A 12,182-nucleotide genomic window follows, 5' to 3' on the forward strand; every position below is an offset into this window, starting at 1 on the left:
CATGTCGATCGACGGCGTAAGCGGCAGAACTTCCTATATCGGCACCACGATCCTCAACCTGCGGAATCAGCTCAATGACCTGACCACGCAGCTTGCAACCGGCAAGGTATCGACGACCTATGCGGGGCAGGGGCTCGATCGCGGTTTCGCGCTCAGCCTGCGCGCGCAGATCAGCGGCATCAACGCATTCTCCGATACCGCCACCAACCTCAACACGCGCCTGAGTGTCGCGAACCTCACCTTGCAGGGCCTGTCCGACGTCGGGACCCAGGTGAAGAACGCCGCGACGACGGCAACGCTGACGCTCAACGACAGCGGCCAGACCTCGGGCCAGATCACGGCGCAGGCGGCCTTCGCCAACGCGGTCGCGATGCTGAACAGCCAGTCCGGCGACCGCTATCTGTTTTCCGGCCGCGCGATGGATACGCCGGCCACGGTGTCCGCCGATACCATGCTCAAGGGCACGGCAACCCAGGCCGGCCTGACGCAGCTCATCAATGAGCGCAAGCAGGCCGATCAGGGCGCCGGCATGATGGGGCGCCTGAGCGTCTCGTCGCCGCCGGCGACCACGACGGTCACGAGTATCGCCGAGGACGGCTCGCCGTTCGGCCTGAAGCTCTTGTCGGTGCAATCGTCGTTGACGGGTGGCGCCACGGTGACGCAGCCGACCGGCACGCCGAAATCGGCTTCGGTCGATCTCGGCGCCGTCAATCCGAAGGACGGCGACAAGATCAAGTTCAACTTCACGCTGCCCGACGGCACCACCGAGGCGATCGAACTCACGGCGACGACGACGAACCCGCCGCCCGCCGGCTCGTTCCTGATCGGCACCGACACCGCGGCGACGACGGCCAACCTGCAGTCGACGCTGACCTCGTCGATCAAGACGTTGAGCGACACGTCGCTGGTCGCGGCGTCCGCGGTCGCGGCGTCGAACAATTTCTTCAATCCGGTCGCAACCGTCTCGGGCGCGGCGGTCAACAACCATAACACGCCGCCGGCGCCGATCAGCGGCGCCACGGCGCTGTCGGGGGCGGCGGGCACCGACTCGCTGTCGACGAGCTTTGCCGCCGGTGACACCATCACGGTGAACGGCACGCCGATCACCTTCGTGGCCTCGGGCGCCACCGGCAACCAGGTCAATGTCACCGACAGCGTGCAGACGCTGATGGCCAAGATCGACCAGATCAGCGGCACCAAGAACCCGTCGACCATCAGCAACGGCGCGATCACCCTGCACGGCGCCGATGGCGAGAGCCTGTCGATCTCGAGCTCCAACACGACCGCACTCGGCGCACTCGGCATCGCCAACAACACCACCGCAGCGCCGGCGCCGCTCAGGGTAGGGGGACCGCCGTTCGACACCGCCACCAACCTGGTCGCGGGCACGCCAGGCAACACCGTCTACTGGTACACCGGCGAGAACGGCCCGGGGTCGGCGCGCGGCACCGCGGTCGCGCAGGTCGATCAGTCGATCACCGTGCAGTATGGCGCGCGCGCCAACGAGCAGGCCTTCCGCTATTTGCTGCAGAACGTCGCGGTGTACGCAGCCGTCACCACCAATGCCAGCAACCCGAATGCGAGCGCGCAGGTGACGGCGCTCGCGCAGCGCGTGAGCGCCAACCTTGCCCCGCAAAACGGTCAGCAGCAGATCCAGGACGTGCAGGCCGAATTCGCCGGTGCCCAGACCGCGACCAAGGCGGCCACCGATCGGCAGACCCAGCTGAAGGGGATGGCGGAAACGATGCTCGACTCGGTCGAGGGCGTCAATCAGGACGAGGTCGCGACCAAGATCCTGGCGCTGCAAACCAGCTTGCAGGCGTCGTACCAGACCACGTCGATGCTGTATCAGACGACGCTGCTGAAATATCTGCCGATCAGCTGATCACGCGCCCCTGAACTCCAGCCAGCAAAAAGGCCTCCGCGCGGAGGCCTTTTTCGTGTGTGCCGAGCATGACCGGCAGCTTGGAGGTGGAAGTCCTCTATCCAGCCTGATGACGGTGAAGGATTAGCGAAGCGCAAGGGCGTCATCGCGAGGTGGGGTCTGAAGGAAGCGTGGAGCAAAGCCGCGGCCCGATGGACAAAAACCGGATAACGAGGCCTACCCGGCCGGACGAGCGAGCACGTGATCGCGAAGTCCACGGTCATCAAGGGCCGGGGTGGTAAATCCGGCGGGCGTGCGGCGAAGGCGGTCGATCTTACCTCGGGAGATCTGCGCTGCGTCTCGGCAACGAGACTGAGGTCGTCGTAAGGCGATCTGACCGCAGTGCAGAAGTCAGCAGAGGGCATAGTAGGCGGAACGAGTTTCGCCGAAGGCCTGAACGCTGGAAGTGACGAGTAGATGCAGCGATATCGCATCGGCCATGCGACTGAATTCCGGGCAACTGGCCTCGGAACGGCGGGAAGGGGTGAAACCCTGACTGACGCTGATCAGAGGAGTCGAAGCTGGCGCGACGATTGCTGACACCCAAACTACGGCGGCAACAGAACAACTCTTGCCGCTTAATCCAGCGAACCGCCGTATACGGACCCGTATGTACGGTGGTGTGGGAGGGGAGGGGCTGCGAGGCTCCCCCCTATCCCGATTCAGGCGAGTGGGGCTAGAGCGTTTTCAAGCGACGTGGACGCCGGTTCGCGCGAAGAAACGCGTCAAAACAAGAAGCTCTACGCGCTCTTGCGTGTGTCGTCCCGTTCGGCGTTCTGCTGGTCGCGCGCGGTTTCCAGCAGCTTCTCTTCGTGTGCGATCAGCTTCTTGGATTCCTTCAGCGCGTGATAGAGGTCGCCGTTGAGGATGAAGTTGTTGACGCTTTCGATGAAGGGCCACGCGCTCGGCATCGCGGTGATGATGTCGCGCACCAGACTGAAATAGGTCGGGTGGTGCGCCATCGGGTCCGGCGACAGATACATCAGCTGCACGGCCAGATAGATCAGCTTCGCGGGCGTATCCGCGGTCTCGGGCGTCAGGATATCCTTCTCGCGCAGGATCGGGATGCGGTCGCCGTCGATCAGCAGGCGGGCGCGCTGGTCGGTGTTGGTGATCACGCAATTGCCGACGATGATGCGTTCGTTCGGTTTGAGTTCGACCTTCAGGGCCATGACCGTTCTCCTTTGCCTGCAGTCGCGCGATGTCTTCGCTGGCGGAGCGAAGTGGTTCGGCACTGCTTAGCAGCCGCCGTTGCGGGCAGGGGCCGATGCGACAGCGATCCTTTCCCATGATGGTTAATGCTTGGTGAACGAGGGGCGGGCGCTAGCGTCGTTATCTAGCCGGAATTGTCAGTCGTCTCAGTAGTTTTCGGGGCGAACCTCGCCCAATGGCGACAATTTTATTCTTCGGCCTTTGTCTCAAATACCGTGCCGGAGATTTCTTTTTCCTTCGCGGCCAGACCGCAGGATCGGCCATCCGCCCGATCAGAAAGGATTGGAGCGGCTTTTTCCTCAGTTTCACACCAGAAAGGTATGAAAATGTCCGATATCATTCTCTCCTCCTCCGTTCGCCAGAACCTCCTCTCCCTCCAGTCCACCGCCGATCTGCTCTCCACGACGCAGAACCGCCTTGCCACCGGCAAGAAGGTCAACACGGCGCTCGACAACCCGACCAACTTCTTCACCGCGCAATCGCTCGACAACCGCGCCAGCGACATCAACAACCTGCTCGACGGCATCGGCAACGGCGTGCAGGTGCTGCAGGCCGCCAACACCGGCATCACCTCGCTGCAGAAGCTGGTCGATACCGCGAAGTCGATCGCCAACCAGGTGCTGCAGAGCCCGACCGGCTACACCACCAGGTCGCAGGTCACCTCGACCGCGGCGCTCGGCGGCACGTCTGCCAACCTCGTCGACGGCACCACGATCAAGAGCGGTGACGTGCTGGCGATCGCGGCTTCGGCCGGCCAACCCGCCTTCAGCTTCACCTTCGGGGCCAGCACGTCGCTGGCGCAGCTGAACACGTCGCTGGCAGCCAGCAACCTGACGGCGAGCCTCGACAGCTCCAACAAGCTTGTCATCACCACGACCAATGACGCGGCGTCCTCGACGATCGGTGCGGTGACCTTCACCAACACCGGCGGCGGCACCGCGACGTTCAGCGCGGCCGGCACGGCCCCGGTCGCCGACCAGGCCTCGCAGTCGGCGCGCTCCGCTCTGGTGACGCAGTACAACAACACCATCGCGCAGATCACGACCACGGTGCAGGACGCCTCGTTCAACGGCATCAACCTGTTGAACGGCGACAGCCTGAAGCTGACCTTCAACGAGACCGGCAAGTCGACGCTCAGCATCACCGGCGTCACCTTCAATGCCAGCGGCCTCGGACTGAAGGCGCTGACCGCCGGCACCGACTTCCTCGACAACAACTCGGCGAACAGCGTCATCTCGTCGCTGAGCTCGGCGAGCTCCGCGTTGCGCAGCGAAGCCTCGACGTTGGGTTCGAACCTGTCGATCGTGCAGATCCGTCAGGACTTCTCGAAGAACCTGATCAACGTGCTGCAGACCGGTTCGTCCAACCTGACGCTGGCCGACACCAACGAGGAAGCGGCCAACAGCCAGGCGCTGTCGACCCGCCAGTCGATCGCGGTCTCCGCGCTGGCGCTCGCCAACCAGAGCCAGCAGAGCGTGCTGCAGCTGCTCCGCTAAACGCGCCGGCAATTGCTTCGAGGACGGCGGGGGAAACCCCGCCGTTTTCTTTTGTCTCCGGGATATTACGGTGTCTGTCCATGCCGTCAGAACGACGCATTTCGTAACGCCTGCTAACCATATTTAAAGGCGCCGGATGCATAAATATCGGGCGCTAGAATTGCGTCTTCGCGGCTCGAGAAATCCGCATCCCATCGAGGTCATTGAATGTCGAATGCAGCCCAGGCCTACGCTCGTACCTCCACGACGACGGCGTCCCCACGTGAAATCGAAGCGCAGGCGCTGTTGAAGGCCGCGCGGCAGCTGCAGGAAGTCCAGACGAACTGGAACGGTCCCGACAAGGCGCTCGATCACGCGTTGCTGTTCAACCGCCGGCTGTGGTCGATCTTTCTCAGCGCCGCGCAGGGCGACGACAATCCGCAGCCGCTCGAGATTCGCCAGAACATCGCCAATATCGGCGTGTTCGTGATGAAGCAGACCGTCGACATCCAGATGAATCCGGATCCGGCGAAACTGAAGTCGCTGATCGATATCAACTGCAATATCGCCGCCGGCCTCTCGGGTCGCGGCTGATCGATCGATTCCTGACGGAGCCCTCGGCATGGCCGACGTGTTGAGCATCCTGTCGGCCAACTACAAGGCCGCCGGCCTGACGGTCCCGTCGAAGACGCCCTATGTGGCCGTCGATCCGAACCTCTATGAGGGCAGCTGGAGCGGCAAGTACGCCAACAACAAGTCGTTCAACATCTCGGTGTCGAACGTCGATGGCTTCCGCGCCAAGGTCCACTACCAGAGCGACGGCACCAGCAAGTATCAGGACGTGCTGATCAAGGATGGCGGGTTCCGGATCGGCGACACCAAGTTCGCGCTGGTGCAGCAGGGGACGGCGTTGATCGCCAATGTCGTCACCGATCCGGCCACCGGAGCGACCTATCTCGACAAGGCCTACGCCACGCAGAAGACCTGAGCGGTCGTTGCTCCGCGCCTAGGCGCGACGATCGGTGGCGCGCACCCGCGTCGGCGCGTCCTTGCTGAGATCGAGCGCGTGGAAATAGGCGCGGCGGCGCAATACGGCTTCTTCCGGAAACTGCCTCACCACCAAATTCGTGCGATTATCGACCACCTGATAGACCACGGCGCGCGCGTCGCGGTCGATGATGACCTGGTCGCTGACCGACGGAGCCTGATTTGAAATCGATGCGTTGACGGCGTTGGGATCGATGGTGACGCGCACGCTCGGCTCCGGAGCGGTGACGCTCTGGCTCGCCGGCAGTTCAGTCTTGACCGCCTTCTGCGCCGTATCGCTCGTGGGAGAGACCATCGGCGCCGCGACCGGTGCCCCCACCGGCTTGATGTTGAAATCTGTACTCATGGCAGCCTCGTAGTGCACAGGCACTAGTTTGCTTGAGTCAAATCCCAACCCCTCACGGTCCGCAACTCTACGGGGAACCTCTCAATAGGCTGTTAGAAAACACGCTGAATGCCGCGCTGCCGGGGCGGCGTCGAATTGAGCTAAATTGTAAGCGTAGGCGTCAGAGTGTGCGGCTGATCGCGATCGGCGTCATGTTGCGCGGGCCCGGCGTGGCGCGCTGTCCGCTTGCGGTATAGGTGTTCGGAATGTTGCGGCGCTGCACCTCGGCATTGACGCCGCGCACGATGCCTTCGGAGACGGCGTGCGCCGTTGCAAGCACGGTCAAATTGACCTGCAGCATGGCGCGGAACGTCTCGTGATGACGGCGCAGTGTCGCGAGCAGCTCGGGATCGGTCTGCGACAGCACCTTCTGCATCGATTTCAGATGCTCCACCGCGAGCATGTAGCGCCGCGACAGCTCGGACTTCTGCGGCTCGAGCCGCATGCTCTCGCGGATCTTGCCGGCGCGGACGAACTCGGTCTCCTGCTCGATCACGGCAAGCAGGCCGCTCATCACGTCGGTCAGCTCGTTGGCGAGACGCGCGACGTCCGGCGGCGTCGACGTCGCGGACCGCGCGGCGGAGGCGGATGCTACTGGCCGCGGCTGCTGTGGACGCTGGTTCATCGCGCTGCTCCTTGAAACCCTAGCTCTTGTTCGCCTGCTGCAGGATCAGCGAGCGGAACACTTCGTTGGAAATGCCGACGCCGCCGGCCTTGGCGAAATTCTTCGAGTATTCGTCGGTCAGCATCGACCGCCACGCGCCGGTGCCGACGGTGTCGCCGTACGGGCCATCGCCCTTCAGGCCGGTCGTCATCTGCGAGAACATCGAATTGAGGAACATCGATTCGAAATCGGTCGCGGTCGCCTTCGCCTTGGCGGCCTGCTGCGGCGTCACCTTCTTCAGCGCGTCCTGCAGCACGGGATCGGGGCGGCCGTTGAACATCGGCATCAACGCGTTGTTCGGCATGCTGCCGGTGGTGCTGTTGATCAGGCTCGCCATCACATCACCTCGATGTCGGCTTCGATCGCGCCGGCGGCCTTGATCGCCTGCAGGATGCTGATGAGGTCGCGCGGTCCGATGCCGAGGCCATTGAGGCCGTCGACCAGCTGCTGCAGCGAGACGCCGTCCTTGACCACGGCGAACTTCTTGCCGTCCTCGCTGACGCCGACGCTGGTGCGCGGCGTCACGACTGTCCGGCCGCGCGACAGCGGATTGGGCTGGCTGACCTGCGGACTCTCGGAGATCGAGACGGTGAGATTGCCCTGCGCGACCGCGACGGTGGCGACGCGAACGTCGCGGCCCATCACGATGATGCCGGAGCGCTCGTCGATCACGATCTTCGCCACGAGATCGGGATCGACCTGCAGCTGCTCGATCTCGGTCAGGAAGGCGACGACGTTGCCCTTGAATTCCGTCGGGATCGCAAGCTGCACCGTGGAGGGATCGATCGGCTCGGCGGTCTTGACGCCGAGATAGTCGTTGACCGCAGCGGCGATCCGCTTGGCGGTGGTGAAGTCGGCGTTGCGCAGCGCGAGGCGCACATTGGGCAGGCGGTTGAGCGCGAATTCGATTTCGCGCTCGATGATGGCGCCGTTGGCGATCCGGCCGACGGTCGGCACGCCGCGCACGACGCTGGCGGCGGCACCTTCGGCCGCGAAGCCGGCGACCGCCACCGATCCCTGCGCCACCGCATAGACATTGCCGTCGGCGCCGAGCAGCGGGGTGACGAGCAGGGTGCCGCCCTGCAGGTTCTTGGCATCGCCGAGCGCCGAGACGGTGACGTCCATGCGCGTGCCCTGGGTGCCGAACGCCGGCAGATTGCCGGTCACCATCACGGCGGCGACGTTGCCGGTGCGGATGGTGGCGCCGCGGATGTTGACGCCCATGCGCTCGAGCATCGCCTGCAGCGATTGCTTGGTGAAGGGGATGTTGTTGAGCGTATCGCCGGTGCCGTTGAGGCCGACCACGAGGCCGTAGCCGATCAGCTGGTTCTGACGCACGCCCTCGATATTGGCGAGATCCTTGATCCGCGACGTCGCGGCCGCCGGCATGACGGAGGCCGCCAGCGCCAGCAGCGCGGCGCAGGCCACTCCGAACAGATTTGCGATGCGGATGCCGGGCATCCCGATGCTCCCCTCGAACTGAACTCGCGGATCCCACGACACTCCCATGACGGCGATCCGCCATTAACCATGCGAGCTGCGTGCCACTCCGCTTCGCTTGGGCAATGCGTTGATATATTTATCGAAATTGTCTGGCCGTCATTTTGCTCCGGTTCGCCAGGGAGCGCGAAACTGCCGCGCGGCGGCAGAAATTGCCGGGTCGTTTACGCGCCGTTAACCATAAAACAGCGATGCTCGGCCCATTCAGGCCTGCGGGATCATCACGACGATGCGCATCTACGGACCGAACGGCACCACGCTTGGCACGTCCACCAGCGCCACGCGGCGCACCTCGTCGAGCGGCTTCTCGCTGCCGGATGCGACGACCGCGCAGGAGGAGGTCCGCTCCACCGCGGCGCCGAAGGCCGCCGCCAGCCTCGATGCGCTGCTCGCGCTGCAGGGCGTCGAGGACCCGACCGAGCGCCGCAAGCGCTCGGTGGCCCGCGGCAAGGGCGCGCTCGACGTGCTCGATGCGCTCAAGCTCGGTCTGCTGTCCGGCAATTTCGATTCCTCCACGGTGAACCGGCTGCGTGACGCCGCGGCGAGCCTGAAGGAATCTTCCGGCGATCCCGGTCTCGATGCCGTGCTCGGTGAGATCGAACTGCGCGTCGAGGTCGAGCTCGCCAAGGCCGGGCAATACTAGGCTCCTCCCGATCAACTCACCTGTCCCACGCCGCCAGTGCCTGCAGGTGCCTCAGGCCGCCAGCGCCTTGCGCTGCGCGTCGTAGCGACGCTGCGCGGCCAGCACGTCCTTCAGATTCCGTTCGGCCCAGTCGCGCAGCGGGTCGACGGCTTCGGCGAGCGTCGATCCGAGCGGCGTGATTGAATACTCCACCGTCACCGGCACCGTTGCGATCGCCCGGCGGCGCAGCAGCCCGTCGCGCTCCAGGCTTTTCAGCACCTGCGACAGCATCTTCTGCGAGATGCCTTCGATGGCGCGTCGGAGCTGGTTGAAGCGCATCGGCTCGCTGCGCAGCAGCAGCAGGATCAGCACCGCCCATTTGTCGCCGACCCGGTCGAGGATCTGGCGCGTCGGGCAATTGGCGGCATAGGCGTCCGGCTTGAGGCTCGTGGCTTTCATCGCGGTTACTCCGGCGTGATCAGGTGAGGCGAGAGTGCCTTCTTCACACCTACATCCTTTTCGCTATCTAGTCACCATTGGAAACTATCAATCGGAGACTTGAGATGAAGATCGCCATCGCCGGCGCGTCCGGCCAGGCCGGCTCGCGTATCACCGCGGAACTCGCCCGCCGCGGCCACGCCGTCACCGCCATCGCCCGCAGCCCGGAGAAGATCGCCAGCCTGCCCAATGTCACCGCCCGCAAGGGTGACGCGAACGACCAGGCCGCCCTGGCCGCGCTGTGGGCCGGCCACGATGCCGCGATCAGTTCGATCCATTTCCTGGTCAGCGACCCCGCCAAGCTGATCGGGGCTGCCAAGGCATCCGGGGTCGGCCGCTATCTCGTGGTCGGCGGAGCCGGCAGCCTCGAGGTGGCGACGGGCGTCCGCCTGGTGACCACCCCCAACTTTCCGCCCCAATACAAGGCCGAGGCCTCCAAGGGGGCTGAATTCCTCGACCTGCTGCGCCAGGAGAAGGACCTGAACTGGACCTTTTTGTCGCCCTCGGCGCTGTTCGTGGCCGGCGAGCGGACCGGCAAGTTCCGCCTCGGAACCGACCAGCTTCTGACCGCAGCCGACGGCAAAAGCTCGATCTCGTTCGAGGATTTCGCAGTTGCACTCGCCGACGAAATCGAGCGCCCGGCCCATATCCGCCGGCGTTTCACGGTCGGCTATTGAGGGGCAGGGCCGTCCCCGGGCAGGGCGGATAAGTTTGCCTGTGCAAGGCCTTGGGGGCGGCCCGCCTTTCGCGGTGGCAGATATTGTCTGTCACATGACGTGGCTATATAAGGCGCCGCGCGGAGGAGTTGTGTTCCCTCCGCCTGACAGGGACAGGGCTGCCTTTGGAAAAGCTGAAGAACTACCGGCCGACTGAAAAAGAGCCTTTCATGAATGAGCGGCAGCGCGATTATTTCCGCGCCAAGCTGCTGGCCTGGAAGGATGAAATCCTCCGCGAATCGAAGGTCACGTTGCAGACGTTGCAGGAAGAGAACGTCAATCATCCCGACCTCGCGGACCGAGCGTCCTCGGAAACCGACCGCGCGATCGAACTTCGTGCCCGCGACCGTCAGCGCAAGCTGATCTCCAAGATCGACGCGGCGCTCCAGCGCATCGAAGACAACACCTACGGCTATTGCGAAGAGACCGGTGAACCGATCTCGCTGAAGCGGCTCGAAGCCCGCCCGATCGCAACGCTGTCGGTGGAGGCGCAGGAACGCCACGAGAAGCGCGAGAAGGTCTATCGCGACGAATAGTGGCGACGGATCGCCACGGATTGCTGCCGGCGCGTACCGGTTGTACGTTCGCGCCGCCATGATGACACGCACTCTCAGCATCGCTTCGGTGTTTTTGCTGGGCTGATCCCGCTTCCTCCTGGAAGCGCTGAGCGGCCCCACGAGCTTTCGCTCCTGGGATTCCAGTGAAACCGAATGAGCCGGTCAGGTTCCGCGCATCGCGGAGCATCGATGGCTGGCGACAGTTTGAGAGACAATCATGACCCATCGAAACGACGCGCGTGCGCTTGACGGCGCGCAGATCGAGCAATTCATCCAACAGGGCTTTGTCCGGATCGACAGCGCCTTTCCCCGGGAACTCGCCGACCAGGGACGCGCCATCATGTGGCGTGACCTGCCGTGCAGCGAGCACGACCCTGCGACCTGGACGCGCCCGGTGATCCGGCTGCCCGGCTACGGCGGCGCGCCGTTCCGGCAGGCGATCAACACGCCGCTGCTGCACCGGGCGTTCGATCAGATCGCCGGTCCCGGCCGCTGGCGCCCGCGCGACGACATCGGAACCTTTCCGGTGCGCTTCCCGCATCCGGACGATCCCGGCGATGCCGGCTGGCACATCGACGTCAGCTTCCCCGGCGAGGATTGCGACCCCAACGAGCGCAGCGACTTCTCCGCCTGGCGGCGCCAATGTCGTCTCGCGCGGCCGGGCGCTGTTGCTGCTGTTCCTGTTCTCCGACGTCGGCGAGGACGACGCGCCGACCCGGATCAGGGTCGGCTCGCATTGGCCGATGGCCCGCTACCTCGCGCCGGCGGGCGAGGCCGGGCGCGCACGCATGGTGCTCGACGATGTCGGCGCCGACTGCGAGGTCGCGCTCGCGACCGGGGAGGCCGGCACGGTCTATCTGTGCCATCCGTTGCTGGTGCATGCCGCGCAGAAGCATCGGGGCACGACACCGCGCTTCATGGCCCAGCCGTCGCTCGCTGCCGGCGAACCGTACCGGCTGGAACGTGCGGACGGCGCGTATTCGCCGGTCGAGATCGCGATCCGAAAGGCGCTTGGCATGGAGTGATCGGACGCCGATCTGAAGGCGAGGCGATATTCAGGCCAACCCGGCTCCGAGTATCGCCTCGCTTGCCTCCGCCTGACGGCGCGGGCCGAACGTCTTCGACCATGCCAGCAATTCGCGGAAAGCCGGCGTCAGGCTCCAGGCCGAATCCGTCAGCTCGTATTCGACCTGCAGCGGCTTCTCGGCGAGCACCTTGCGCGCCACCAGGCCGTCGCGCTCGAGCTCGCGCAGCTGCGCGGTCAGCATGTGCTGGGTGATCGGCGCGAGCGCGCGGCGCAGCGCGCCGAACCGCACGCCGCCATTCATCAGCGTGAACAGGATCTCGAGCTTCCATTTTCCCCCGAGCGCGTGGATCGCGTGCTTGAATTCGATCAGCACATTGGGGTCGGTGGGACAGCTCTCGCATTCACCGCCGTCACACATATCGCTGGTATTGTTTTCCATACCGGTCTCGAATTTCATCCTACTTGTCCAAGGTCAGATAGTGACCAGATGCGGCCTGTGCAGGGCGGGCAGTGCAATGTTGGGCCCATCCGCCGAACCATGAAGAGGGCAGGGAC

Annotated in this window: 15 protein-coding genes and 1 pseudogene; 8 read left to right on the forward strand and 8 right to left on the reverse strand. The window is 64.5% G+C overall.

Going from position 1 to position 12,182, the window contains the following annotated elements; translation table 11 throughout:
• Window position 1 precedes the first annotated feature (1 nt).
• Window positions 2-1,885 (forward strand): flagellar protein, encoded by a 1,884-nt coding sequence (locus ACVIYL_RS26255; protein ID WP_456780221.1) that lies wholly within the window; start codon window positions 2-4, stop codon window positions 1,883-1,885.
• 779 nt (window positions 1,886-2,664) lie between these two features.
• Here ACVIYL_RS26255 and flbT read toward each other — a convergent pair.
• Both flbT and ACVIYL_RS26265 read right to left on the reverse strand, forming a co-directional pair.
• On the reverse strand, window positions 2,665-3,096 hold the full coding sequence (flbT, locus tag ACVIYL_RS26260) for a flagellar biosynthesis repressor FlbT (RefSeq protein ID WP_028337700.1): 432 nt from the start codon (window positions 3,094-3,096) through the stop codon (window positions 2,665-2,667).
• A gap of 227 nt (window positions 3,097-3,323) precedes the next feature.
• Window positions 3,324-3,476, reverse strand: coding sequence for a hypothetical protein (locus ACVIYL_RS26265; protein WP_159109478.1), 153 nt, complete (start codon window positions 3,474-3,476; stop codon window positions 3,324-3,326).
• On the opposite strand from ACVIYL_RS26265, the gene ACVIYL_RS26270 reads away from it, so the two are divergent.
• The 3 genes from ACVIYL_RS26270 to ACVIYL_RS26280 all read left to right on the forward strand — a co-directional run bounded on the left by ACVIYL_RS26270 (window position 3,463) and on the right by ACVIYL_RS26280 (window position 5,599).
• On the forward strand, window positions 3,463-4,632 hold the full coding sequence (locus ACVIYL_RS26270; RefSeq protein WP_456780222.1) for a flagellin N-terminal helical domain-containing protein: 1,170 nt from the start codon (window positions 3,463-3,465) through the stop codon (window positions 4,630-4,632). The genes ACVIYL_RS26265 and ACVIYL_RS26270 overlap by 14 nt on opposite strands.
• 207 nt (window positions 4,633-4,839) lie before the next feature.
• Window positions 4,840-5,205, forward strand: a complete 366-nt coding sequence (flaF, locus tag ACVIYL_RS26275; RefSeq protein WP_016846762.1) for a flagellar biosynthesis regulator FlaF — start codon at window positions 4,840-4,842, stop codon at window positions 5,203-5,205.
• Window positions 5,206-5,233: 28 nt separating this feature from the next.
• Window positions 5,234-5,599, forward strand: a complete 366-nt coding sequence (locus tag ACVIYL_RS26280) for a hypothetical protein (protein WP_016846761.1) — start codon at window positions 5,234-5,236, stop codon at window positions 5,597-5,599.
• Between the two features lie 18 nt (window positions 5,600-5,617).
• Here the strand turns inward: ACVIYL_RS26280 and ACVIYL_RS26285 are convergent, their stop codons facing one another.
• The 4 genes from ACVIYL_RS26285 to ACVIYL_RS26300 form a co-directional block, all read right to left on the reverse strand.
• Window positions 5,618-6,004: a hypothetical protein gene (locus ACVIYL_RS26285; RefSeq protein WP_028337698.1), complete on the reverse strand. Its 387-nt coding sequence runs from the start codon at window positions 6,002-6,004 to the stop codon at window positions 5,618-5,620.
• A gap of 160 nt (window positions 6,005-6,164) precedes the next feature.
• A complete protein-coding gene (locus ACVIYL_RS26290) occupies window positions 6,165-6,668 on the reverse strand; it encodes a hypothetical protein (protein WP_456780223.1) in 504 nt (167 codons plus the stop codon).
• Window positions 6,669-6,687: 19 nt separating this feature from the next.
• Window positions 6,688-7,044 (reverse strand): flagellar assembly peptidoglycan hydrolase FlgJ, encoded by a 357-nt coding sequence (gene flgJ / locus ACVIYL_RS26295; RefSeq protein ID WP_375166678.1) that lies wholly within the window; start codon window positions 7,042-7,044, stop codon window positions 6,688-6,690.
• Window positions 7,044-8,168, reverse strand: coding sequence for a flagellar basal body P-ring protein FlgI (locus ACVIYL_RS26300; protein WP_038385504.1), 1,125 nt, complete (start codon window positions 8,166-8,168; stop codon window positions 7,044-7,046). The genes flgJ and ACVIYL_RS26300 overlap by 1 nt, the downstream gene beginning before the upstream one ends.
• 268 nt (window positions 8,169-8,436) lie before the next feature.
• Between ACVIYL_RS26300 and ACVIYL_RS26305 the strand changes: the two genes are divergently transcribed.
• On the forward strand, window positions 8,437-8,850 hold the full coding sequence (locus ACVIYL_RS26305) for a flagellar assembly protein FliX (protein ID WP_057016669.1): 414 nt from the start codon (window positions 8,437-8,439) through the stop codon (window positions 8,848-8,850).
• A gap of 51 nt (window positions 8,851-8,901) precedes the next feature.
• Here ACVIYL_RS26305 and ACVIYL_RS26310 read toward each other — a convergent pair whose 3' ends face one another.
• Entirely contained in the window at window positions 8,902-9,288 is a 387-nt protein-coding gene (locus ACVIYL_RS26310) for a winged helix-turn-helix transcriptional regulator (protein WP_028337693.1), read from the reverse strand.
• A gap of 104 nt (window positions 9,289-9,392) precedes the next feature.
• On the opposite strand from ACVIYL_RS26310, the gene ACVIYL_RS26315 reads away from it, so the two are divergent.
• The 3 genes and pseudogenes from ACVIYL_RS26315 (at window position 9,393) to ACVIYL_RS26325 (ending at window position 11,625) form a co-directional block, all read left to right on the forward strand.
• On the forward strand, window positions 9,393-10,004 hold the full coding sequence (locus ACVIYL_RS26315; protein WP_253607862.1) for an NAD(P)-dependent oxidoreductase: 612 nt from the start codon (window positions 9,393-9,395) through the stop codon (window positions 10,002-10,004).
• Between the two features lie 209 nt (window positions 10,005-10,213).
• Window positions 10,214-10,579 (forward strand): RNA polymerase-binding protein DksA, encoded by a 366-nt coding sequence (gene dksA / locus ACVIYL_RS26320; RefSeq protein WP_170991616.1) that lies wholly within the window; start codon window positions 10,214-10,216, stop codon window positions 10,577-10,579.
• Window positions 10,580-10,817: 238 nt separating this feature from the next.
• Window positions 10,818-11,625: pseudogene (locus ACVIYL_RS26325) on the forward strand (phytanoyl-CoA dioxygenase).
• Window positions 11,626-11,655: 30 nt separating this feature from the next.
• Here ACVIYL_RS26325 and ACVIYL_RS26330 read toward each other — a convergent pair.
• Entirely contained in the window at window positions 11,656-12,084 is a 429-nt protein-coding gene (locus ACVIYL_RS26330) for a winged helix-turn-helix transcriptional regulator (RefSeq protein WP_152977807.1), read from the reverse strand.
• Window positions 12,085-12,182 lie beyond the last annotated feature (98 nt).

It is taken from the genome of Bradyrhizobium sp. USDA 3315, from assembly GCF_054056795.1.

What these genes read in the sequence shown, in the direction of transcription:
- ACVIYL_RS26255 (WP_456780221.1), top strand. Translation starts at nt 2, where the DNA reads ATGTCGATCGACGGCGTAAGCGGCAGAACTTCCTATATCGGCACCACG.
- dksA (WP_170991616.1), top strand. Translation starts at nt 10,214, where the DNA reads ATGAATGAGCGGCAGCGCGATTATTTCCGCGCCAAGCTGCTGGCCTGG.
- ACVIYL_RS26315 (WP_253607862.1), top strand. Translation starts at nt 9,393, where the DNA reads ATGAAGATCGCCATCGCCGGCGCGTCCGGCCAGGCCGGCTCGCGTATC.
- ACVIYL_RS26305 (WP_057016669.1), top strand. Translation starts at nt 8,437, where the DNA reads ATGCGCATCTACGGACCGAACGGCACCACGCTTGGCACGTCCACCAGC.
- flbT (WP_028337700.1), bottom strand. Translation starts at nt 3,096, where the DNA reads ATGGCCCTGAAGGTCGAACTCAAACCGAACGAACGCATCATCGTCGGC.
- ACVIYL_RS26300 (WP_038385504.1), bottom strand. Translation starts at nt 8,168, where the DNA reads ATGCCCGGCATCCGCATCGCAAATCTGTTCGGAGTGGCCTGCGCCGCG.
- flaF (WP_016846762.1), top strand. Translation starts at nt 4,840, where the DNA reads ATGTCGAATGCAGCCCAGGCCTACGCTCGTACCTCCACGACGACGGCG.
- ACVIYL_RS26280 (WP_016846761.1), top strand. Translation starts at nt 5,234, where the DNA reads ATGGCCGACGTGTTGAGCATCCTGTCGGCCAACTACAAGGCCGCCGGC.
- ACVIYL_RS26290 (WP_456780223.1), bottom strand. Translation starts at nt 6,668, where the DNA reads ATGAACCAGCGTCCACAGCAGCCGCGGCCAGTAGCATCCGCCTCCGCC.
- ACVIYL_RS26310 (WP_028337693.1), bottom strand. Translation starts at nt 9,288, where the DNA reads ATGAAAGCCACGAGCCTCAAGCCGGACGCCTATGCCGCCAATTGCCCG.
- ACVIYL_RS26270 (WP_456780222.1), top strand. Translation starts at nt 3,463, where the DNA reads ATGTCCGATATCATTCTCTCCTCCTCCGTTCGCCAGAACCTCCTCTCC.
- ACVIYL_RS26265 (WP_159109478.1), bottom strand. Translation starts at nt 3,476, where the DNA reads ATGATATCGGACATTTTCATACCTTTCTGGTGTGAAACTGAGGAAAAA.
- ACVIYL_RS26330 (WP_152977807.1), bottom strand. Translation starts at nt 12,084, where the DNA reads ATGAAATTCGAGACCGGTATGGAAAACAATACCAGCGATATGTGTGAC.
- flgJ (WP_375166678.1), bottom strand. Translation starts at nt 7,044, where the DNA reads ATGGCGAGCCTGATCAACAGCACCACCGGCAGCATGCCGAACAACGCG.
- ACVIYL_RS26285 (WP_028337698.1), bottom strand. Translation starts at nt 6,004, where the DNA reads ATGAGTACAGATTTCAACATCAAGCCGGTGGGGGCACCGGTCGCGGCG.